Below are 21,904 nucleotides of genomic sequence, written 5' to 3'. Positions count from 1 at the left end.
CAGTCCTGAGAGCCCCCGGCAAACATCCTCTGGCCCCTTCTCCCATTCCGACGGGAAAAGGCCGGGATGAGGGCGAGCCCGAACGTATTTGGCGTTCTATCCACATCCCAAATTCACCAGCGGTGGGTGGCTGGGGTCAAACGTCTTCGTTTGCCCCCAGATGATTTAACGCTGGTTATTCATCCCGATGTTCTTAGGGAGGAACCTGACAGATGAATTGGTGCTGGTGAACTCGATTGACCAGGGGGCGGATGAAGACATCCGACCCCTGCCACCCGGTGGTATGCTTGCTCTCACCTTCAAGCATGGGGCCCTACCACGAAAGATTGGCAACGAGACAAGGCGGGTTATTGGGCGGCTCTTAAGCCAATGCCCGAGTATTCGAATCCTCGTTCGGCCATCAGTTTGGGATCGTACAGATTGCGGCCATCGAAAATGATGGGCTGCTTGAGCTTGTGCTTGATGTAGTCAAAATCGGGATTTCGGAACTGCTGCCATTCCGTCACAATCGCCAGAGCATCAGCATCTTCGAGCGTGTCATAGTGATGTTTGCAGTAGGTGAGCCGGCCTTTGTAGATCGCCTCAACGTTTTCCTGGGCGACGGGATCGTGCACCTTGATCGTGGCTCCTTTTTCGAGCAGTTGATCGATCAGAACGAGTGCCGGTGCTTCGCGGATATCGTCCGTGCGGGGTTTGAACGACAGCCCCCAGATCGCGATGGTTTTTCCCGCCAGATCACCACCAAAGCGCTGACTGATTTTCGAAAAGAGGACTTCCTTCTGGAGGTTGTTCACCTCATCGACGGCATGCAACATCTTCGAAGGGAGGCCAAAGCGACTCGCGACAGCGATCAGAGCACGCACATCTTTCGGGAAGCAGGAACCGCCGTAGCCCACCCCCGGAAAGAGAAATTGAAAGCCAATCCGCTGGTCGTGGCCAATCCCCCGGCGAACATCGTTCACGTTCGCATTGACGGCCTCGCAAAGATTCGCCATCTCATTGATAAAGCTGATCTTGGTGGCGAGCATGCAGTTCGCCACATATTTGGTCATTTCGGCACTTTCCAATCCCATGACCAGGAAGGGGTTTTCCGTCCGCAGGAAGGGCTGATACAGCTCGTGCAGCACATCGGCGACGGGCGGTCTGGTCACACCCACCACGACACGATCCGGCCGGGTAAAGTCGTCGATCGCGCAGCCTTCTTTCAGAAACTCGGGATTGGAACAGACATCGATCTCGCGACCGGCTTTTTCCTTCAAACGTTCCCACGTCTGACGATTGGTGCCAACCGGGACAGTACTCTTAATGACCACGACGGCATCGCGGGCCACGTGCGGTGCAATCTGATCGACCACTTTCCAGAGGGCCGTCAGATTGGCCGAACCATCGTCTCCCTGGGGAGTTCCGACAGCAATAAAGAGGCATTTGGCGTCCGGGGCGACAGAGACGAGATCGGTCGTGAACTTCAAACGACCGGCTTGTGAGTTTCTCAAAACGAGTTCGGTCAAGCCAGGCTCATAGATGGGAATGATCCCCTGCTTGAGCCGCTCGATTTTGCCTGCATCGATATCGACACAGGTGACTTCGTTGCCGCTTTCGGCGAAGCAGGTGCCCGTCACCAGACCGACGTAACCTGTCCCTACAACCACCAGCTTCATGGGAAAGACCTTCTCAATGCGCTCTGCAGAAATCGTCGATGAACCGAGTTGCCAGTTCGAAGTATCCTGTCTTTCGAAGGCAACGCCAGAGTGGAACGGGATCTATGCAGGAATTTTATGATAAGTGCGGTACCAGTCGACGAATCGCTGGATACCGGTCGCGAGTGGTGTGGCGGGCTTGAAACCAACATCTTTGACGAGATCATCGACATCGGCATAGGTGGCGGGGACATCTCCCGGCTGCATGGGCAGGAGTCGTTTTTCAGCCTTTTTGCCCAGGCACGACTCGAGAATCCCAATCATTTCGAGCAGATCTTCGGGCCGATTGTTGCCAATATTGTAGACGCGATAAGGGGCCGAACTGGTAGCAGGATCGGGATGATCGCTCTGCCAGTTGGGATTCGGAACCGGGATGTTGTCGGCGACGCGGACCACACCTTCGACAATATCGTCGATGAAGGTGAAGTCTCGCCGCATTTTGCCTTCGTTGAAGACATCGATAGGGCGACCTTCGAGAATTGCCTTGGTGAAGATCCACATGGCCATATCGGGCCTTCCCCACGGGCCATAGACCGTAAAGAATCGAAGGCCGGTGGTGGGCAGCCGGAAGAGGTGGCTGTAAGTGTGTGCCATCAGCTCGTTGGCCTTTTTGGTGGCGGCATAGAGGCTGACGGGATGATCGACATTGTCGTGAATCGAGAAGGGCATTTTGGTGTTGCCACCATAGACCGAGGATGACGACGCATAGGCGAGATGTTTTACGCCCGAATGCCGACAGCCTTCGAGAATCTCGCAGAAGCCGACGAGATTGCTGTCGATGTAGGCTTGTGGATTGGTGAGCGAATAGCGGACACCGGCTTGAGCCGCCAGGTGAATGACCACATCGAACTGATGACGTTCAAAGAGTCCCTTCATGGCTGTTCGGTCGGCCAGTTCGATCTGCTCGAATGCGAAACCGGGCAAGGTCTTGAGCTGGGCCAGTCGATCGTGCTTGAGGCTGACCTGATAGTAATCGTTGAGGTTGTCGAGGCCTACGACGGTATCGCCACGGGCGATGAGTTTCCTGGTGGTATGAAAGCCAATAAAGCCAGCGGCCCCGGTCACAAGATACTTCATGCTGTTCTCCGAACTTCGTCAACTCGATCCATGAAAGCGAAGTCCAAGGAAAAGCGGCAAAACTGTCAAGAGAGGTTGTTTTGGAAGGGAAGAAGGCGGGAAGGCTTCGGGCGAGGTTTTTTTGCCCCTTCTCCCGTTCTGACGGGAGAAGGCCGGGATGAGGGGAACTCGAACGTATTGGGCAAACAATCAGCAATCGGCTTCATCGCGAGCTGATTTTCATCTCTGGCCTGGGGCAATCAATCGACGCCCCTGCGGCAGCCCCTTGTACTGAGGCACATCCATTGGCAAGACCCTCACCCGGCACTTCGTGCCACCCTCTCCCACGAAGACGCGGGCGAGGGTAATGAAGAAAAAAGTGATGTTTGAACTTTGGAGGTGCGAATTCATGGGCTCAAGCGAGCCCTTCACTGAACAGCCTGACGTGTCGCCCCGACTGCCTGATGACTCTCGGCATCATAAGCGACCGCGACCAGTTCCAGCTCCTGAAGTGAAACGCCCACGGGGAGCGGAAACTTCCATGAATTCCGGATCGACTGGTTCGAGACGAACGATGGCTTCGTCTCCTGAACGGCAAAATCCCTGACAATGTTGACGTGCCGGAGTTGAAGACCGCCGTTTTCGCCATGCTTGACGTTGGTTGTCGCTGATTTCTGGACCAGAGCCAGCAGAACCTGGTACTTCTCAGCCACGGTCTGGCCAGGGAGCGGCAATAGTTTCGTCGTGACGTTCAATGATTTTGTGGAGGATGAAGTCGACGGTTCCCGTTCGATCGCCAGGGCAACATGTGGCGCTAACGTGAAAGCTCTTTCAACAGCTTTTTCAGCCAGAGTTTTCTTCGAGCCCACGAAGCCAATCGCACCGTTGACCACCATTTGTGGAGTATAGACCTGGTCATTGCCAAACTGAGAAGCATAGGCGTGCTGGCGACGGGTGGCTGCTGCACTCGAGAAGGGATCTTTCCAACCGAGGCGATCCCAGTAATCGACATGAAAGCCCAGTGCAATGACCTCGCCGGACGAACGTGAGAGATTCTGCGAAACCAGCCCTGCGAGAACTTCATCGGCGGGCGGGCAACTGCTGCACCCTTCCGAAGTAAAAAGTTCGACCACAGCAAAATTTCGCGATGGCAAAGCCTGGGCAGCGGCTGGTGGCATGGTGGAAAATCGCAATGAAATCCAGGCCGCGATGCTGAACATCAGGATCAGTAACAGTTTTTTCTGATGATGAAACCGGCCCATGGATCGGGCTCCTTTTTCGAGAATTCGATGGCAACTGTCCAATCGGGCACTTTCCCGGGTGATGACCAGTTGACGCTCTCTCTCATCAGATCTGATCGGTGGGATGGAAGTGACAATCATGCAGAAATCTGGTCTGAATGGCTGGCTGATGGCACGATGCCAACGCAGAAGTGGGCGAGGTTTTTTTGCCCCTTCTCCCGTTCTGACGGGAGAAGGCCGGGATGAGGGGAACTCGCACGTATTGGGCAAACAATCAGCAAGCGGCTTCATCGCGGGCTGATTTTCATCTCTGGCCTAGAGCAATCAATCGACGCCCCTTCTGCAGCCCCTTGTACTGAGGCACATCCATTGGCAAGACCCTCACCCGGCACTTCGTGCCACCCTCTCCCACGCAGACGCGGGCGAGGGTTTCTTACTCCTTCTCCCGTTCTGACGGGAGAAGGCCGGGATGAGGGGGACTCGCACGTATTGGGCGTTCTATCAACGAGCGGCTTTATCGCGAGATGCTTCCTGATCTCTGGCCTGGGGCAATCAATCGGCGCCCCTGCGGCAGCCCCTTGTACTGAGGCACATCTATTGGAAAGACCCTCACCCGGTACTTCGTGCCACGCTTGTCTGATGTCGAGGGCATGGTGGGAGGAGCACCTCTGGCGAGCCAGCAGTGGCACACGGAGGATGCAATTCGTCTTGAGTCGATCGATGGTTTCGCCTACACCTGACGTTCCCGACCTGAGTGACTTCTATCACCTCTGCTCCAATTGCCGCCGGCAGGTTTTCTCTTCCCAGACTGTGTTCTCCTTAACAATCACCACTTATCGAAATGCCTTTCATTGCCTGGGGCTGGGCTGTCCTCGTGTGATGAGATCTCTGGAAGACCGTCATGCCCTCTGTGACTCGCCGTGAATGGTTGTTTGTGGGTTTTGTCGCTGTGATATCGCCTTCAGCCACTGGTTGCGGGACGATTCTTTACCCTGAACGCCGGGGGCAGAGAAGTGGCCGGTTCGACTGGGGTGTTGTCGCGCTCAATGCGGTCGGTCTGCTCTTCTTTTTCATACCGGGGGTCATTGCTTTTGCCGTCGACTTCAGCACAGGAGCAATCTATCTGCCAGAGACGGCGAGTGTCCCTGCGCAGTCCTCGCGGAAACCACAATCACCGGGCCGTCGTCTGCTGAGCAAACTGTTTCCTGCGAAAGAGATCTCGCGGGCCGATATTGAAGAGTTTCTCGCTGAGCAGACTGGGCGAGAGATTTCGCTGATTCCCGGCCAGTACGAAACCGAGCCGCTCGAATCGATCGACGACTTCTGGACGCTCCACGACCTCAAGCAGCCCGCCGGCGTGTCAATCGAACGCGGGTGAACCTCCGAGTGTGGAACGAGAGCTCCCACCTTCCATTGCATGTACGCACCTGCTGGCGAGTGACCTCAGGCTGTCGTCAAGCATGTTTTCAGATACCTTCGTACTGGCAACGCATCGCCGCTGGGGGCCGATGAAGACATCTGATGCCAGTCATCCGACGGAGTTGCAAGGCCACAGGACGCGCATGGAGCGGCTTCTTGTTGTTGTGCAACGGCACGAAAACCCGGCCACGAGTTGGCCAGGCCACCCTTGAGTAACTGTTATGTGAAAAAGACAGCGGCTTTGAGCAAGCATGCCTCGCACGATGCCCTGGCTCCATCATCTCAGAACAGATGGATCTGCACCGCAAATCTTACGCGAGATCGTCTCCGAAGGAGGGTGGCTTCATGAGAAACTCCTTGAGATCCAGTTTTCCCGATTGCTCGGCCTCCATCAGTTGCAACCGCTGTTCAAGACGCGATAGCCGCATCTCGAGCTCAGGATGTGTCTGTGCCAACTTGAGAGCACGTTGCGGCTTGGGAACTGCCGGATATCCCAGTTGCCTTTGCAGTGCCGCGAACAGATAGAGTGGATCCTTCCCGTGATTCGCTTTGGCAATCCGTCCAGCCGCCTCGCTGAAGAGAATTTCTTCTCCTTGAGGTGCCCGGCTGGACTTCGAATTCACGTCGGCAGCCTCAGTCCCACTCTCCTCAGGCTGCGAAAGCTGTTGGATCGAGGCCTTCTGGGCCGCTTGTTTCTCGCGATTCTTAGCCGCCAGTTCCGATCGATGATACAGCAGGTCGGCAAAATCGACAGTTCCCAGGAGCGCTCTTAAACGCTTGATCCAGATCTTCCAGGCTTCGTTATAAATCGGATCACCAGCGATCGCATCGAGGCCGCGATCATACCCCAGCCGATTGCGTGCCAGCGATTCAAACTGAAAGACAAACAATCCCGAAGCGAGCGACTCTTTCGATTTATAGTCGGCTTCCCGTTCGAGAATCTCGAGCGCCAGCCAATGATCAAACCGACTCCCTTCCTGCTCGGCCTGCTCCATCACAAACGCCTGAAAGGACGTGAAGTAATGGCCCAGTTGCCTCATCCCGGTGAAGATCACACCACTGTGCAACAACTCGGTGCGCAGATGATTGACCGCCATCGGCAGCCTGGTTGAAGCAAGCAGTTCGTCCTGCAGTGCCTGGAGAATCTCCTGTGTGGGCAAATCCTCCTTCAGCCGCTCGCGGAACGTCCGAAAGAAGTAAGCCTGCTCGATATATTCTTCCCGAGCCAGCATGGCAGGCATCTTGGCACCAGTTCCATTCAGTCCAGAAATCAGACATCCATCCGATTGGCGATCTTCAACACGATCATCGCGATCACCTGATTCACGAAACAGGATCTGCAGCCGACTCCGGCTCGCCAGCGATCGAGGCCTCTGCCGGAGCAGCGTTCTCTGCCGAAAGATCCCGATGAATGTTCGACAGAGCAAAATCCCACTCCATCCACATTCGCATGACAGACCACAAACTGCGCATTCTTGTCAGTTGAGCCTTAGGGAGCTGAGCCGCCTGTGTCAGCCAGGTCTGCGCCGCCGAGGTCAAACCCCACATGGCCGCGAGTTGCTGACAGATTCCGTCAGCCGACAGATCGGGCGTTGCCTCTCCACTGGTCAAACCTGCTTCGTAAGCCAACTTGAAAAGCTGAAACAACTCGCGATGGTAAGGATCTACTTCCAGCGGGCGCGTCTGCGATTCCGCCAACTGAATCAACCGGTCAATCTCACCAAGAATTCTCTGGGCAAATAGATCACTCGCTGATCGACTCATTCGACGGCACCCTGTTCAAAACCGACATCATCAACAACCACTGTATGAAACAGCCACCGTATCAAACCAGGACTTGTCGATCCGTTATGATCGCCAACAGTCTCTGTTCGACCTGATAAGTTTGATTGTAACGTCCCTCCACGGGTTGTCCCGCTCCACGATGATTTTCACTCTTCGAAGCGCGATGACATGCTGTTCAAACACGACTCCTGAGCCTGCTCATTTCAGCCCGATCATTCGCAAAAATCTGGCAGACTTCGCAAAATCGCGGGATCGAATCGTTTTGCATGCAGTCGCGTTGTTAAAAAATGGCATATTCTTTCGCGACTCTTCCCCTCCGGATCCTTCAGGCAGAAACTGGCCATGCCGCATTTCTCTACCCAGCGTCGAGTGGAGTTCTACGAAACCGATATGGCCGGAATTGTCCACTTCTCCAATTTCTTCCGGTATATGGAACAGGCCGAGCACGAATTCTTTCGCTCGTTAGGGCTGAAGATTTCAGGGAAGACGGCCGAAGGGATCGAAATCGGCTGGCCGCGAGTGGCTTGCCAATGCGATTACCGGGCGCCGGCCCGGTATGAGGAAGTCATCACCATCGATGTCACCATCATCCGGCAGACGACGCGCTCGCTCACCATGAGTTACGTTTTTTCGCGAGATGGCAAAATTCTGGCCAGCGGCGAAATGACCACGGTCTGCTGTACGATGCAGGACGGGGCCTTGAAAGCCATAGAGATTCCGCCTTCGTATCTCGATCGACTTCCCGCTGTGAATATCGCCGGCACTGCGAACGATTCTCCATAAGGTGCTGCCCCAAGGTGTTACGAAGACAGGTTTGATCACTCTTGACGGATTGAGTGCATCGATTCAGGCCCACAGTCACGATCACGAGTTCACGGATGACAACCGATTCCCCACAGCCAGCCAGCCCTCCAACAGTTCCCGTAGCAGATCTTTCCCGCTGGCAGCAGGATCTCAATCCCGAGCAACGGGCCGCTGCTCAGGCTGGGCCCGCTCCACTGCTCATCATTGCCGGCGCCGGGACTGGAAAAACCACCACGCTGGTCCATCGGGTCGCTCATTTGATTGCTTCGGGGATCGACCCCGGTGAAATCCTGCTGCTGACGTTCACTCGTCGAGCGGCCGCTGAAATGATCCGCCGGGTCGAGCAACTTCTCGCGGTGGCTGCAAAGTCGCCGGGCATTGCACGCATTCATGGTCGCCACGTTGTCGGCGGAACGTTCCATGCCATTGCCACCAGACATCTGCGGGAATTCGGCCAGTATCTCGGACTCGATGCTGAATTCACGATTCTCGATCGCAGTGACGCCGAAGATCTGATGAACCAGCTACGCTCGGAACTCGACATTACACGCCAGGAAAAGCGGTTTCCTCTCAAGGGCACCTGTGTCGAAATCTATTCCCGCTGCGTCAATACCCGTCAGCCCTTAAGCCTCGTTCTGAAAGAGACGTTTCCCTGGTGTGTCGAGCATGAGGCCGGGCTCAAAGCCTTGTTTCAATTATTCACCCAGCGAAAGGAAGAGCAGCGGATTCTCGATTACGACGATCTCCTCCTCTTCTGGCTGGCACTCCTGCAGGACAGCCCGGCTGCCCCGCTTTTAAGGCAGCGATACAAAGCCGTCCTCGTCGATGAATATCAGGATACCAATGCCCTGCAGGGCGAGATTGTGCGGGCACTTCGTCCCGATGGTCAGGGTCTGACAGTCGTCGGAGATGACGCCCAGTCGATCTATTCCTTTCGAGCCGCCACCATTGAGAACATTCTCCGGTTCGATCAGGAATATCCCGGCACCAATGTCCTCACGCTTTCACAAAATTATCGCAGCTCTCCCGAGATTCTCGCAGCCAGTAATCTCGTGATGTCACTGGCGACCGAAGGCCGCAAGAAACAGCTCTGGACCAACCGTCCACCGCAAGGGAAGCCACTCCTTGTCAATTGCCGCGACGACAACGAACAGAGCACTCTGGTCGCCGAGCGCATTCTGGAACTGCGAGAAATGGGGGTTTCCCTCAAAGGTCAGGCCGTCCTCTTTCGCGCTTCGCATCACAGCGCCACTCTCGAAATTGAACTCTCTCGCCGAAACATTCCGTTCATCAAGTTTGGCGGGCTGAAGTTCGTCGAAGCAGCCCATGTGAAAGATGCCATGGCCATGCTGAGACTGGCCGAAAATCCACGAGATATCGTCTCTGCCCTGCGTGTGTTATTGCTGCTCCCCGGGATTGGCCCGAAAACGGCCCGTCAACTGACGGAACGCCTGGGTACAGGGAGTTCCGCCTTTGAACCCTGGCGCGAACATACCCCAGCGGCAGCAACAAAAATTCATTGGCCGGTGTTTGTGGCTCTGTTACGAACATTGGTCAAAGGTGGTCAAACTACAACTCCTCTTCCCCTGCAACTCGCACAGGTCCGCCAGTTTCTTGCTCCCCTGTTAGAACAGAAGTATGACCACGCACCCGCTCGCCTGCGCGATCTTGAACAACTCGAAATCATTGCCGCCCGGTATGAATCCCGCAGTCAATTTCTGGCAGAACTGACTCTCGACCCACCCACCTCCACGCAGGATTTTGCTCAGGACCCACTTCTCGATGAAGACTGGATCACGCTCTCAACGATCCATTCCGCCAAAGGTCTCGAATGGGATGCCGTCTACGTTCTGCATGCGGCTGATGGAAACATCCCCGCCGATATGGCGACACGCAATCCTCGCGAAATCGAAGAAGAGCGCCGTCTGTTTTATGTTGCTCTCACACGCGCGAAAACGCATCTGCAGGTTTATCATCCCCAGCGATATTACTTTCACGGCAAGAATCAGTCAGACCGCCACAGCTACTCCCAGCGCACCCGCTTTCTGCCCGATGACATTCTGACAGCCTGGCAGATCGTCACACCCCGCATTCAAGAGCCTGCAAGTCAAACCCACATCGCCAACGGATTAACCACCGCCGATGTCCGCAAAAAAATCGGCCGCATGTGGGAATAAGCGATGTCACGAGTTGGCAAGTCGCCCGACCTGCACATGCCTTTGAAACCCTCGCACCACGTCTGCGTGGAAAAGTAGTAGTGTTTCGCTGTGCGGACCATGTTCCGCTCACCACCATTCGCGCGATCTAGAGCGACTCTCTTGAGGATCAAGCAGTTAGCGCATGAAGTCTTCGGTATGCACCATCTTCAGCGAGCGACATGATTCTCGACATGAAACTTAAAGCGATTTAAGATCGCCTGCCAGCCATCTCGCTGCTGTTCGATACTGTGGGTCTCTTCGCTATCAAAGGAGACCTGGACATGCACGCCAGAGGGGACTTCCTGGAATTCGACCACAGCTTGCCGATCACCAAAGGCATATTCGATGCGCTCGTTGGTGATGATCGTGGTGTAGGTCCCCTCAAAATCAAAGCCGAAGCTTCCGTCTTTGGCCTCCATTCGCGAGGAAAACTTTCCGCCGGGACGAAAATCGACTGTCGATCTTGTCGTATGCCAGTCGTCCGAGGCGGCATTCCACTGCACGATATCGTCCGGATTGCTGTAGGCTTTCCAGACCGCATCCATGGGGGCAGCAATAGTGGTGGCAACGGTGATTCTCATGAGGATCTTTCAGTTGGCTGATAGCCGGTGGAATACTAGCAATTGACGACCGGGTGAATTCCATACTAGAGATCGCCGTTGACTATTGGAATCCGCAGGAGCTTTCCCGACGAAAGACTCCTTCTGAATTCATACAAAACAACCCTTTGAGGTATCGTAGCATTTCGATGTCACGATGATGGAAGGGTTGTTCATCGTCTCTTTGTTCCATGGCACGAGTGACTTCCTCATCAGTTTTTCTGAGTTCATGTCCCTTAAAAAAGCGATGCTCCAGGCAACTTCTCGAACCGTCGGGGCTCATCCATCATGCCGCCTGTATCGGCAATCGACGATTTGTGAAAGCGAGGAATTCCCCTCTTGCTTCTGGACTCCGCTGGCTTTCTGATGACAGCAGAAATTCACTTCAAAAACTGCTGCGAGAGACTTCTGATGATGGGCCATCGATTCGCCAGACGTGCCTTGTTATTTACCATCCTGTTCTTGATCAGTCATTCCCTGACGGCGTACTCCCAGGAATTGGCCAAACGTGCCCAGGGAGTCAATGATCTGCTGCCGGATCCCGACCCTCGACCAGCCGAGATGACCAGACCTGTGAAGGTCTTCATTCTCATGGGGCAGTCGAACATGCTCGAAATGGGGAAGGTCGCAGGTGATACCGATGGAACACTTGAGCATGCCGTCAAACAGGAAGGTCTCTATCCCTTTCTGATTGATGATGCGGGAAAATGGAACACCCGCGCCGATGTCCGGAATGTCGCGGTGATGGGGAGTGGCGGGCCTGGCAAAACGCAGTTTCGCATCAATGCCTGGCTGACTGTGGGCAACAAAATCGGTGTCGAGCAGGGGATCGGGCATCAGTTGGGGAATGCTCTCGATGAACCTGTACTGCTCTTGAAGAGTGCCATTGGCAATCGAAGCCTCGGTTGGGATCTGTTACCGCCAGGTTCAAGTTCTTATGAATTTGTCGATCCTAAAGACGGTAAGACCTACATCTACGCAGGTTATGGTCAAAGCCCGGATCGGTGGGAAAAAGGGACCGAGCCCAAGGCCATCAACTGGAAAGCGGGCTTGCAGCTCGATGGCGATATCGCCCGCGCGAAAGAAGTTCTTAATGACCTGCCAAAGTATTACCCCGGGGCGAAAGAGTATGAGATTGCGGGCTTCTTCTGGTGGCAGGGTGATAAAGACCGGTATAACGCCGGCCATGCCAGCCGCTATGAACAGAACCTGGTCAACTTGATTGCCACACTTCGCCAAGAGTTTAACGCACCCCAGGCAAAGTTTGTTTGTGCCACGCTGGGCCAGACCGATCGTGACCATCCCAATGGCAATGAAAAGTATCTGCTGGAAGCCAAACTGGCCATCAGCGACCCGCAGAAACATCCGGAACTGCAAGGGACTGTCGCCACGGTCTACACGCACCCCTTGAGCATGGGAAGCAGCTCGAATGCCCACTATGGCAACAATGCGAAAACCTATATGAATGTCGGTCTGGCAATGGGCGAAGCGATGGTCAAGCTGCTGAAAGAGCAGAAGTAACAATCGACCTTGAGAATTCACACTCGTGAAAATCGATCGTGAAATCGTTAAGGCGTCCCCGGGGTGAACTACTGATCGAGAGGAACTGGTTATGACTAACAGTGTCCGCCTTCATCGTGTACTGCGAACAGATCCAGAGCGGGTTTACAAGGCTTTTATCGACGCAGATGCCCTGTCGAAATGGCTGCCACCGTTTGGATTTACGGCTAAAGTCCATGAAATGGATGCTCGAATTGGCGGTGGCTATCGGATGTCGTTCACACATTTTGCCAGTGGCCACACACACTTTTTCACCGTTAAGTTTACAGAACTTGCCCCGGGGGAACGGTTGAAGCATACAGACCATTTCGATGACCCGAATCTGTCTGGAGAGATGCAGGTAACCGTGACGTTTACAAAAGTGAGTGTCGGCACCGAACTGCAGATCGTGCAGGAAGGGATCCCGGATTTAATCCCACCCGAGAAATGCTATCTGGGGTGGCAGGAATCATTGCTCCAGCTTGCCCGGCTGGTCGAACCCGATATTCCTGGTTAAACAGGCAGTCATCGATTCATACCATGCGATCACAACAGCTATCTATGACTTGAGCAAGTCGCTGCGAATCACTTCGAGAGCGCGTTTTAATAGTAGCGTCTGGAAGCGGTAGCTGTTCCAGACCAGGGCAATGGTCCGTTGGGGGCGGTCTCCTGCGAGTGGGCGATAGGCGCAGCGGCCTTCACGATCGAACTCCTTGCACATGTTCGGAATAAAGCTCACACCCTGCCCCCGGCTGACGAGCTCCATAATGGTGGTCAGTTGAGCCAGGCGGCCCGTTTCCAGAGGTGTCGTATCTTTCCGGCGGCAATACTGTGCGACGTGCTCCGTCAGGCAATGAGCTTCACCTAACAGCAGTAATGTTTCCCGATCAATCTCTTCAAAAGGAACTTCTGACAATTGTGACAGTCGATGCCCCGGAGGGACCGCCAGCCATAGCTCTTCATCAAATAATGGCTCAACTTCCAGATGTTCAATTCGTACCGGAAGAGCCACAATGGCCAGATCCCATTCACCTGCCTGAACCTTCTTGAGACATTGCTCGGTGACATCTTCATGAATCTTGAGAGTCACCCGCGGCACGGCCAAACGAAACAGACTGACAATCTGCGGCAATAGATACGGCGCAATCGTGGGGATCGCACCGATGGTGAGCTGGCCCGTCTCACCATCATCGGTGATCTCCCGCCGGGCCTGATCGACCAGCGAGATAATCTGCCCGGCCCGACTTTGCAGCAGCTTTCCTGATTCGGTGAGCTCAACACCTCGGCCCGAACGCTCAAAGAGGGGCTGCCCCAGTTCCTGTTCGAGCTTGATGATCTGCTGGCTGAGTGACGGCTGAGAAATGAAACATTCAGCGGCCGCCAGTGTGAAGCTTTTGAGTTCAGCCGCCTTGAGAAAGTACCGCAACTGGTGAAGTTCCATCCGGCTGACCTTCCTCACTTCTGGATTGACGGGTAATCGACTGTCAAAGGGAGAGGCATGTTGCCGAGAGTATACACTCTATAGTAATTCATGGCGTGGGGAAGGGTTGGGAAAGGCAGGCTTGCTCTGTAAAGAATTCTGCTTGGGATTTCTTGGAGTGCTTCGCGGCTTCGCGTGAGGATAATTCGAAGTTCGGAGGTCTCTCGCGAAGGCGCGAAGACAGCGAAGGGACGGGCATCAGACTTCTATTGCTATTCAGTTCCCTAATCCAAATGATCGAGTGCAGAATGTTTTCAAGAAAACAGGCGAGGGGTTGAGCCTCGCCTGCAGCAGAATCGTCGGTATTCAGGGTGAACCAATCGAGTGGATTAGCACTCGACCATCAGCTTGAAGGCATCACTGAGGAGGCTGGTCAGCTTGACGACAAACCGGGCGGCATCTGCCCCGTTGATCACGCGGTGATCGTAGGAGAGCGAGAGTGGCAGCATCAGGCGTTCTTTGACCTGGCCATCGACCAGTTGCAACTGATGGAAGCTGCGCGACATGCCGAGAATGGCCACTTCGGGGTAGTTCACGATTGGTGTGAAAGCCGTTCCGCCAATGCCACCCAGGTTGGTAATGGTGAATGTACCGCCCTGCATATCCTTGATTTCGAGCTTGCGATTGCGGGCCTTTTCAGCGATTTCGGTCAGCTCGGTCGCCAGTTGCAGAATCGACTTCTTATCGACATCGCGGACCACAGGCACGACGAGGCCATTGGGAGTATCAACAGCAATACCGATGTTGTAATAGCCCTTGAGGATCACTTCACCGCGAGACATATCAATGCTCGAATTGAAGTTCGGGAAGGCCTTGAGAGCGGCGACGGCGGCTTTCATGGCGACTGCTGTCATGGTGACTTTGGGGCCACCCTTCGCCACGGCTTCCTGGAATCGTTTGCGGGCTGATTCGGTTTCGGTGATGTCAGCGAGATCGTGCTGAGTCACATGAGGAATGAGTTGCCACGCTGCCGACAGATTATTGGCACTGGTCTTCTGCAGCTTGGTGAGAGCCTGAGAAGTGATCGGGCCATACTGAGAAAAATCGGGGAGTGGCGGAGCGACGACACCACCACCGCCGCCCCCTTGCTGGGCAGCGTAGGCGCGAGCCACATCTTCCTGAGTGATGCGACCACCAGGGCCAGTGCCACGCAGACGTTCGAGCTGCATGCCCAGTTCGCGAGCCAGGCGGCGTGTGGCCGGGCCGGCAGCAATGGGAATCTCGACGGTTGATCGAGCCGGTGCAGCCACGGCAGCAGGGGCTGGTGCGGCTTTCGCTGGTGCAGCAGGAGCGGCCTTCGCTGGCGCTGCGGGAGCACTGGAAGAGGAGGCTGGCGCTGCAGGCTTGGCCGATGTTCCGTTACTGGCTCCGGACGCTTCAATGCTCAGGAGTAACTGACCGGTTTTGATCGTTTCGCCAGGTTTGACGTGGATCTTGCCGATCTTGCCCGCATGGGGGCAAGCCAGCTCCATGACAGCTTTATCGGTCTCCAGTTCCATGACGATCTTGCCGGCTTCGATGGTATCGCCAGCCGAGATCAGGATCTGTGCGATATCTGCACTGTCGATACCTTCCGCCAACTGAGGCAGCTTGAATTCAACACTCATGGAAGAGAACCCGCTTTCGCGCAATAGTCAGGAATAAAGCTAGTCGTGTTTACGTTACAGAAGACCGTCTATCAGGCTGAGAGTTTATGCCGTGGCGGGATCGACCTTTTCGGGATCGATACCGAGTTCCTGAAGCACCTTGGGCAATCGCTTGGCATCAAAGTGCCCGTCCTTGGCCAGAGCCGACAGAGCCGCAAAGACGATGCATTCGGCATCGACTTCGAAATGGCGACGCAGCACTTCGCGAGCTTCGCTGCGACCAAAGCCGTCGCAACCCAGAACGGTGTACCGCCCAGGGAGATATTGCCGAATCTGCTCAGCCACGAGTTGAACGTTTTCACTGGCCGAGATGAAGGGGCCAGTGACTCCCGCCGTCACCTGATCAATATGGCTCTGCTTAGGTTTCTTATCGGGATGGAGAGCGTTCCAGCGTGCCACAGCCTGAGCATTGCGCTTCAGTTCGTTGTAGCTGGTCACACTCCAGACATCTGACTCCACGCCATACTTTTCCGAGAGGATCTGCTTGGCTTTGAGCACATATTGCATGATCGGCCCGCTCCCCAGCAGCTGTGGCCGGTGAGCCCGCTTCTTGGCGGTGACGCCTGGCTCTAAGGGATACAGGCCAGCACAGATCATTTCCTGTGTCACGCCGGCAGGGATTGCGGGCATGGGGAAAGACCCATCGTTGTAGACCGAGAGATAATAGAAAATGTTCTCGTCTTCGGCATACATGCGGCGCATGCCATCCTGAACGATCGCCGCCACTTCATAGCCAAAGGCCGGATCGTAGGCCAGGAGGTTCGGTACGCTCGAAGCAATGAGCTGTGAGTGTCCATCCTGATGCTGCAGACCTTCGCCGTTGAGCGAAATGCGGCCTGAAGTTCCACCGCACAGGAAGCCCTTGGCGCGGGAATCGCCGGCCAGCCAGATGAGATCGCCAACTCGCTGGAAGCCGAACATCGAGTAGTAGACGTAGAAGGGGATCATGTTCAGGCCAAGGTTGGCATACGCCGTTCCAGCCGCCACGAATGACGACATGGCCCCGGCCTCGTTGATCCCTTCCATCAGAATCTGGCCGTTGGTTTCTTCGCGATACCAGACCATTTGGCCTGCATCAACAGGTGTGTACTGCTGGCCTTTGCTGCTGTAGATCCCCACCTGGGCAAAGAGGGTATGCATCCCGAACGTCTGGGCTTCATCGGGGATGATGGGCACAATGCGTTTACCGACATTCTTGTCGGTGCAAAGCCAGCCCATGATCCTGCCGAGAACCATGGTCGTGGACCATTCTTTGCCCACGCTCCCTTTGAGTGCTGTCTGGAACTGATCGAACGAAGGAATTGTGAGTCGTTCGCTCGTCGGCTTGCGAACGGGGAGGAAACCCCCCAGTTCTTTTCGCCGTTCGAGCATGTATTTGACTTCGGGGCTCGAAGGATCTGGCTTGTAGAACTTGGCGGCCTTGGCCTCTTCGTCCGAAAGTGGCAGTTCAAAGCGTGTGCGGAACTTGAGCAGATCGTCTTCTTCGAGTTTCTTCTGCTGGTGTGTGGTGTTCTTGCCTTCCGCAGATTCGCCCAGGCCGTAGCCCTTGATGGTATGGGCCAGAATGACCGTGGGGACACCCTTGTGATTCACTGCCGCATGGTAAGCGGTGTAGACCTTCTGGGCGTCGTGGCCACCACGACGGAGAGCCTTGATCTGGTCGTCGCTCAAATGCTCCACGAGTTTGAGGAGTTCGGGATTCTTGCCGAAGAAATCCTGCCGGATATAGCTGCCCGATTCGACCACATACTTCTGGAACTGACCATCGACGATTTCGAGCATGCGTTTTTTGAGCTGGCCCGATTCATCATTGGCGAGAATGGGATCCCAGTCAGCACCCCAGATAACCTTGAGGACATTCCACCCGGCACCCCGGAAGAGGCCTTCGAGTTCCTGAATAATCTTCCCGTTGCCACGGACCGGGCCGTCGAGACGCTGCAGGTTGCAGTTGATGACCCAGGTGACGTTATCGAGATGTTCGCGAGCCCCCAGAGTGATGGCACCCAGAGTTTCGGGCTCATCGACTTCACCATCGCCAATAAAGCACCAGACGCGCGACTGGCTGGTATCGAGCAGGCCGCGATGCTGCAGATAACGGAGGAAACGGGCCTGATAGAGCGAGCAGAGTGGCCCCAAACCCATTGAAACCGTGGGGAATTGCCAGAAGTCAGGCATCAGCCACGGATGCGGATACGATGAAAGACCCTGGCCTCGAGGCAATTCGCGGCGGAAGTTTTTCAGATGGCTTTCGTCGAGACGGCCTTCCACGAAAGCTCGCGAATAGACGCCTGGCGAAGCATGTCCTTGAAAATAAACAAAGTCGCCAGTGTGCGACTTTGAAGGAGCATGAAAGAAATGGTTGAACCCGGTTTCTACCAGGCACGCGGAAGAGGCAAATGTCGAAATGTGGCCGCCGACACTCGTGCCACTGCGCGCCGCCTGTACGACCATGGCCATCGCGTTCCAGCGGACAATCGAGCGAATCTTGCGTTCGATCTTGCGGTCGCCCGGATAGCTCGGCTCAGCATCTGCGGGAATCGTATTGATATAAGGAGTCGTCAGGCTGGCAGTACCCGTAACACCTTTGGCTGAAGCCCGCTGCTGCAATTCGAGCAACAGAGCGCGAACTTCTTCCGGCCCATAACGATGGAAGACATCATCGAGTGATTCATACCACTCGGCCAGTTCATCGGTATCCAGCCCTACCGCAGGGAGTTCGCCTAACTCTGTTTGAGATTCGGAAACAGCATGTCCGTTAGAAGCTGCGGAACGGCTCGAATCTGTCATCATACCCGCCATGTGTGTCGTACTCCCGAGTCGTTGTGACAGGCCATGCCAACCGGCCACAAACTTCCAGCAGTGATCCCCTTAGAACGAAGAAGGGATCGCCGCCCATATCGAATGACTGATGTGATCTGGTTTGTAATCTTCTTGATCGTAACGGAGAGGCCCCAGTCCGCACAGTGAGGAACAGGCGGACTGTCTGGCAAATTATGACGATTCTCTGCGAATCTGGCAAAGCCGGGAGAACAGGATCTGGTGTTCACCAGAACAGAGCAGCGACAGCTTAGTCAACGCAACAAACAGGCTTCTGGTTCAAAAACAGCCTGATTTCAGGGCTGACAAGGCCGCATTCCTCGCAAAATGCCGCCTTAAGCCCCGTAAGCACTGTATCTGCGTGCACCAAAATAAAATGCCAGGCGCACCAGGGCCCACAAAAAGAGACACCAGCCACATGCCGCCAGCAGTTCCAGCGCCATTTCTTCGTGAGAGTACCGCTGCAAGGCGACTGCGGCAGGAAAGTAGGCCAGATATTTAAAGGGCAACCACTGGACGATCTGGCCGAATGTTCCTGGGAGCCAGTCGAGGGGAATCATGTGCCCACTCAAAATGTAATTGAGCAGCATGTAGACAAAGACCAGCGAACTCACTTCCAGAAACCAGAATGAGCAGAGGCCCAATAGCGTTTCCATGAGAAACCCCAGCAGAAATGCCAGCACGAGCGAAGCGACCAGCGTTGCCCAGGTGGCCGCATCGGGCCAGCCAGGGAAATAAGCCCGGCAAAGCCAGAAGACCAGCGCAAAGGGCCCAGCGGCGACGGCGTAATAAACCAGCTTGTGTGCGGCCCGGTGCCAGAACAGAAACTCGACCAGATCAACAGGCTGTGTGAGAAATTTCTTAATCGTGCCATCCCGCACATCGCGGGCAATCCCGGTCGTCAGGCCCGGCATACTGCTGAAGGCGCGACCCAGCATCACCAGCAGAAAATAGGCCACCATATCGGCATAAGTGTAGGTATTGATCTTCCGGGAATCATTCGCCGATTGCGCATCAAAAATCGCACTCCACAAAAAGATCTGCGTGATAATCGGCAGAAAGCGAATGAGTGTCGCAAAGGCAAAATCACCGCGATAGGCCAGACGCTCCTCAATGCTCGTCCGCAGAATGAACCAGCGCAAACGCCATTGCGCGAGCCATTCGGCAGACCATGAGCGCTCATGAGCCTGCACGCTTGCCGGTATTGCTCCAGAATTGGTGGTAGGCAAAGACATGAAAACTCACAGATCGTACGAATAATGACAGGTCGCTCAAGAAATCTCACAGCCGCAGAATTGTCAGTTCAGGCCGTCAGTTATTGCGGTGGTTTCATTTTGGCTAAACGCTGAAGAACTTCCACCCCTCGCTGGAGTGTGGCGTCTTCTGTCGCAAACGAGATGCGGAAGTGGGTATCCCGCTGGCTGAAGACGTTGCCGGGAATGATCAGCAGCTCATTTCGAATGGCTTCTGCGACAAACGTGCTCCCTGTTCCCCAAGGGGCTTTCAAAAAGAGATAGAAGGCTCCCTGAGCGCCGTGAATTTCAAAGTACGGGCTGAGTTCGCGCACCATAAAATCCCGCTTGCGTTTGTAATCGGCGACGCGGTCCGTGATGTCGGTTGTCCAGGCTTCCACACCGGCCCACTGCACAGGCTGCGGGGCACAGACGAAGGTAAACTGCTGCAGCTTGATCATCTGCTGAATCAGTTCCCGCGGGCCATGGGCAAACCCGAGTCGTAACCCGGTCATCGAGTGCGATTTGCTGAAGCCATCAATTACAATCGTTTCACGATTCCACTTCGCCGGGCTGACGAACTCATCGTCGTATTGAAACGCGCGATAGATCTCATCACTCAAGAGAGCGACGTTATGGCGGGCTGCCAGTTCGGCGAGACCTTTCAGTTCTGCCGCTGTGGCGACAGCACCCGTCGGATTCCCTGGCGAATTGCAGATGATCACTTTGGTTTGCGGAGTGATGGCTGCTTCGACCTTTTCCAGATCAATCCGGAAATCAGGGTAGGTATCAATCAGCTTCACAACGCCGCCACAGAGCGTGACAATGTGCTTGTACATGACGAAATAAGGGTCGAAGACAATCACTTCTTCGCCCGGATTGACCAGTGTCATCAAAGTCAGCATGAGGCCGCCACTGGTGCCACTGGTGACGAAGACTTCACGATCGGGATCGTGGTATTCGGCCTGGACACTGGCATTCAAGGTTTCGAGCAGGGGCTTGATCCCTTGCGACTGGCTGTAGACATTTTTACCGGCATCGACTGCCGCCTTGAGTGCCAGTTTGACATTCTCCGGGGTGTCGAAATGGGGCTGCCCGATGCTCAGGTTGATCGGGTTCTTCATCGTGGCTGCCAGATCGAAAACCTTGCGGATTCCCGAGGCATCGATCTTGCGCAAACGATCCGAAATCCATTGTTCGCTCATTGTGGGCTCAAATTCCTATTTCGAGTTCATCACCAGAATACAGGAGGCGATGAGGAAAACTGTGTTGTTGCCTGAAGGCCACGTTTGCAGCGCTATTTCCAGGGATGTTCGATCCGCTGTTCATCGAGAAGTTCAATCCACATCTGCTGGTGGGCCAAAGGGACTTCAATCGTGGCTGGTAACGTGGGTGACTTTTCAAGTTGCTGAATGGCACGCGGGTGCTTCATCGAACTGACAAAGGCGGCAAGCCGCTCGGGCGGGAAGCGTTCAGCCATTTCACTGGAAGGCTCGATCGCCAGCAGAAGATGTTCGGAATCATCGCCGAAAGGGGATTTCTTGGCTCGTTCCGTGGGTAAGCGACCATCGCTCAGTGCCGCCAGAAGCAGACCACATAGCAGGCCGTACTGCAGATCATGCTCACCCGTTAACAAACTGAATGTGCGAGCGGAGTTCCAGCTTCGGGCCGGCTGACCTTCTTTATCAAACGCCAGATCTGCCGCAGGTTGGCCCTCGGTTTGTGCCGGGTCGAGCAGCATGAGCGAATCGAGACTCGCCACCTGTGTTGAAATGAGAGTCAGACTGCTCGCGGCTGGCAAGCACCAGGCACTGCGATGCCCTGCCACTCGCGGCGTGCGATCTCCCACCGGGCTGAACTCGGCCCGGCCTGTACTCGAGACCATAAAGCCAATCAACCCGCGATGTGCCAGAGTGGCGACGACAGCTTCTGGTCGATCAATGGCCGAGCTATTGCGAATGATGGCTCCGGCAATGCCGGTGGCCTTTGCCTTTTCCACCAGCAGTTCTGTCGCATAGGCCATCGCCACTGGCCCTGCCGCGCGACTGCCATCGAGATGAACCAGCGATGGCTGATCGCGCACAGTCAAAATGCGACCGCGGGGATCAATTTCCCCCAGATCCATCGCTCGTACCATCGACGACAGGTAGGGGAGATGGAGCCCACCCCAGGCAGGCAACCAGGGTGAAAAGACATAGTCGATCACATGCTGCGAATCGGCTCCGAACAACCCTTGCCGGGTGAGAACTTTCAGGATCGATTGCTGGACATCAGCTACTTGAAGAGAAACGGTTTCGACCGCACAGACTTCTGGCCGCACCACAGGATCAGGGGGGTTGGAGGCATGATTCATGGGAATGTTGCTTTCTGAGTTCCAACCGGCACTGAAGT

General features: G+C 55.1%; 17 protein-coding genes. 5 read left to right on the top strand and 12 right to left on the bottom strand.

Features of this window, described 5'->3' with window-relative positions; genetic code table 11:
- Nucleotides 1-347: 347 nt before the first annotated feature.
- From A6X21_RS18760 to A6X21_RS18750, 3 genes are all read right to left on the bottom strand, one after another.
- Nucleotides 348-1,658, bottom strand: coding sequence for a UDP-glucose dehydrogenase family protein (locus tag A6X21_RS18760; RefSeq protein WP_068851117.1), 1,311 nt, complete (start codon nt 1,656-1,658; stop codon nt 348-350).
- A 102-nt stretch (nt 1,659-1,760) separates the two neighbouring features.
- The gene (locus A6X21_RS18755; RefSeq protein ID WP_068851112.1) at nt 1,761-2,774 is read right to left on the bottom strand and encodes an NAD-dependent epimerase; all 1,014 of its coding nucleotides are present in this window, start codon (nt 2,772-2,774) and stop codon (nt 1,761-1,763) included.
- Between the two features lie 407 nt (nt 2,775-3,181).
- Nucleotides 3,182-4,015, bottom strand: coding sequence for a DUF1223 domain-containing protein (locus tag A6X21_RS18750; RefSeq protein WP_165603862.1), 834 nt, complete (start codon nt 4,013-4,015; stop codon nt 3,182-3,184).
- 880 nt (nt 4,016-4,895) lie between these two features.
- On the opposite strand from A6X21_RS18750, the gene A6X21_RS18745 reads away from it, so the two are divergent.
- On the top strand, nt 4,896-5,372 hold the full coding sequence (locus tag A6X21_RS18745; protein WP_068851106.1) for a hypothetical protein: 477 nt from the start codon (nt 4,896-4,898) through the stop codon (nt 5,370-5,372).
- Nucleotides 5,373-5,724: 352 nt separating this feature from the next.
- On the opposite strand, the gene A6X21_RS18740 is transcribed toward A6X21_RS18745, so the two are convergent.
- Together A6X21_RS18740 and A6X21_RS18735 are read right to left on the bottom strand one after the other, a co-directional pair.
- The gene (locus A6X21_RS18740) at nt 5,725-6,645 is read right to left on the bottom strand and encodes a hypothetical protein (protein WP_240490325.1); all 921 of its coding nucleotides are present in this window, start codon (nt 6,643-6,645) and stop codon (nt 5,725-5,727) included.
- Nucleotides 6,646-6,736: 91 nt separating this feature from the next.
- The gene (locus tag A6X21_RS18735) at nt 6,737-7,177 is read right to left on the bottom strand and encodes a hypothetical protein (protein WP_068851099.1); all 441 of its coding nucleotides are present in this window, start codon (nt 7,175-7,177) and stop codon (nt 6,737-6,739) included.
- A gap of 363 nt (nt 7,178-7,540) precedes the next feature.
- On the opposite strand from A6X21_RS18735, the gene A6X21_RS18730 reads away from it, so the two are divergent.
- Nucleotides 7,541-7,981, top strand: coding sequence for an acyl-CoA thioesterase (locus A6X21_RS18730; protein ID WP_068851097.1), 441 nt, complete (start codon nt 7,541-7,543; stop codon nt 7,979-7,981).
- A 95-nt stretch (nt 7,982-8,076) separates the two neighbouring features.
- Complete coding sequence (locus A6X21_RS18725; RefSeq protein ID WP_083233731.1) at nt 8,077-10,179, top strand: ATP-dependent helicase; 2,103 nt, start codon at nt 8,077-8,079, stop codon at nt 10,177-10,179.
- A gap of 188 nt (nt 10,180-10,367) precedes the next feature.
- Here the strand turns inward: A6X21_RS18725 and A6X21_RS18720 are convergent, their stop codons facing one another.
- Nucleotides 10,368-10,781, bottom strand: a complete 414-nt coding sequence (locus tag A6X21_RS18720; protein WP_068851094.1) for an SRPBCC family protein — start codon at nt 10,779-10,781, stop codon at nt 10,368-10,370.
- 357 nt (nt 10,782-11,138) lie between these two features.
- Between A6X21_RS18720 and A6X21_RS18710 the strand changes: the two genes are divergently transcribed.
- A complete protein-coding gene (locus tag A6X21_RS18710; RefSeq protein ID WP_240490324.1) occupies nt 11,139-12,320 on the top strand; it encodes a sialate O-acetylesterase in 1,182 nt (393 codons plus the stop codon).
- Between the two features lie 91 nt (nt 12,321-12,411).
- Complete coding sequence (locus A6X21_RS18705; protein WP_068851088.1) at nt 12,412-12,855, top strand: SRPBCC family protein; 444 nt, start codon at nt 12,412-12,414, stop codon at nt 12,853-12,855.
- A gap of 42 nt (nt 12,856-12,897) precedes the next feature.
- Here the strand turns inward: A6X21_RS18705 and A6X21_RS18700 are convergent, their stop codons facing one another.
- The 6 genes from A6X21_RS18700 to A6X21_RS18675 all read right to left on the bottom strand — a co-directional run bounded on the left by A6X21_RS18700 (nt 12,898) and on the right by A6X21_RS18675 (nt 21,866).
- Nucleotides 12,898-13,779, bottom strand: coding sequence for a LysR family transcriptional regulator (locus tag A6X21_RS18700; RefSeq protein ID WP_068851085.1), 882 nt, complete (start codon nt 13,777-13,779; stop codon nt 12,898-12,900).
- 368 nt (nt 13,780-14,147) lie between these two features.
- A complete protein-coding gene (locus A6X21_RS18695; protein ID WP_068851082.1) occupies nt 14,148-15,425 on the bottom strand; it encodes a 2-oxo acid dehydrogenase subunit E2 in 1,278 nt (425 codons plus the stop codon).
- Nucleotides 15,426-15,509: 84 nt separating this feature from the next.
- Complete coding sequence (gene aceE / locus A6X21_RS18690; protein WP_205847498.1) at nt 15,510-18,263, bottom strand: pyruvate dehydrogenase (acetyl-transferring), homodimeric type; 2,754 nt, start codon at nt 18,261-18,263, stop codon at nt 15,510-15,512.
- Nucleotides 18,264-18,616: 353 nt separating this feature from the next.
- The gene (locus tag A6X21_RS18685; protein WP_068851079.1) at nt 18,617-19,516 is read right to left on the bottom strand and encodes an ABC transporter permease; all 900 of its coding nucleotides are present in this window, start codon (nt 19,514-19,516) and stop codon (nt 18,617-18,619) included.
- Between the two features lie 80 nt (nt 19,517-19,596).
- Nucleotides 19,597-20,718, bottom strand: a complete 1,122-nt coding sequence (locus A6X21_RS18680) for a pyridoxal phosphate-dependent aminotransferase (protein ID WP_068851076.1) — start codon at nt 20,716-20,718, stop codon at nt 19,597-19,599.
- A 92-nt stretch (nt 20,719-20,810) separates the two neighbouring features.
- On the bottom strand, nt 20,811-21,866 hold the full coding sequence (locus A6X21_RS18675; protein WP_131818438.1) for an Ldh family oxidoreductase: 1,056 nt from the start codon (nt 21,864-21,866) through the stop codon (nt 20,811-20,813).
- Nucleotides 21,867-21,904 lie beyond the last annotated feature (38 nt).

Source organism: Planctopirus hydrillae (genome assembly GCF_001707835.1).
In the GTDB taxonomy this organism is placed as follows: Bacteria; Planctomycetota; Planctomycetia; order Planctomycetales; family Planctomycetaceae; genus Planctopirus; species Planctopirus hydrillae.
Note: the sequence above shows the minus strand (reverse complement) of the source record. Positions and strands in the feature narration are given on the sequence as shown.

Coding starts and splice junctions, on each gene's coding strand:
- A6X21_RS18760 (WP_068851117.1), bottom strand. CDS start 1,658: ATGAAGCTGGTGGTTGTAGGGACAGGTTACGTCGGTCTGGTGACGGGC.
- A6X21_RS18755 (WP_068851112.1), bottom strand. CDS start 2,774: ATGAAGTATCTTGTGACCGGGGCCGCTGGCTTTATTGGCTTTCATACC.
- A6X21_RS18750 (WP_165603862.1), bottom strand. CDS start 4,015: ATGGGCCGGTTTCATCATCAGAAAAAACTGTTACTGATCCTGATGTTC.
- A6X21_RS18745 (WP_068851106.1), top strand. CDS start 4,896: ATGCCCTCTGTGACTCGCCGTGAATGGTTGTTTGTGGGTTTTGTCGCT.
- A6X21_RS18740 (WP_240490325.1), bottom strand. CDS start 6,645: ATGCTGGCTCGGGAAGAATATATCGAGCAGGCTTACTTCTTTCGGACG.
- A6X21_RS18735 (WP_068851099.1), bottom strand. CDS start 7,177: ATGAGTCGATCAGCGAGTGATCTATTTGCCCAGAGAATTCTTGGTGAG.
- A6X21_RS18730 (WP_068851097.1), top strand. CDS start 7,541: ATGCCGCATTTCTCTACCCAGCGTCGAGTGGAGTTCTACGAAACCGAT.
- A6X21_RS18725 (WP_083233731.1), top strand. CDS start 8,077: ATGACAACCGATTCCCCACAGCCAGCCAGCCCTCCAACAGTTCCCGTA.
- A6X21_RS18720 (WP_068851094.1), bottom strand. CDS start 10,781: ATGAGAATCACCGTTGCCACCACTATTGCTGCCCCCATGGATGCGGTC.
- A6X21_RS18705 (WP_068851088.1), top strand. CDS start 12,412: ATGACTAACAGTGTCCGCCTTCATCGTGTACTGCGAACAGATCCAGAG.
- A6X21_RS18700 (WP_068851085.1), bottom strand. CDS start 13,779: ATGGAACTTCACCAGTTGCGGTACTTTCTCAAGGCGGCTGAACTCAAA.
- A6X21_RS18695 (WP_068851082.1), bottom strand. CDS start 15,425: ATGAGTGTTGAATTCAAGCTGCCTCAGTTGGCGGAAGGTATCGACAGT.
- aceE (WP_205847498.1), bottom strand. CDS start 18,263: ATGGCGGGTATGATGACAGATTCGAGCCGTTCCGCAGCTTCTAACGGA.
- A6X21_RS18685 (WP_068851079.1), bottom strand. CDS start 19,516: ATGTCTTTGCCTACCACCAATTCTGGAGCAATACCGGCAAGCGTGCAG.
- A6X21_RS18680 (WP_068851076.1), bottom strand. CDS start 20,718: ATGAGCGAACAATGGATTTCGGATCGTTTGCGCAAGATCGATGCCTCG.
- A6X21_RS18675 (WP_131818438.1), bottom strand. CDS start 21,866: ATGAATCATGCCTCCAACCCCCCTGATCCTGTGGTGCGGCCAGAAGTC.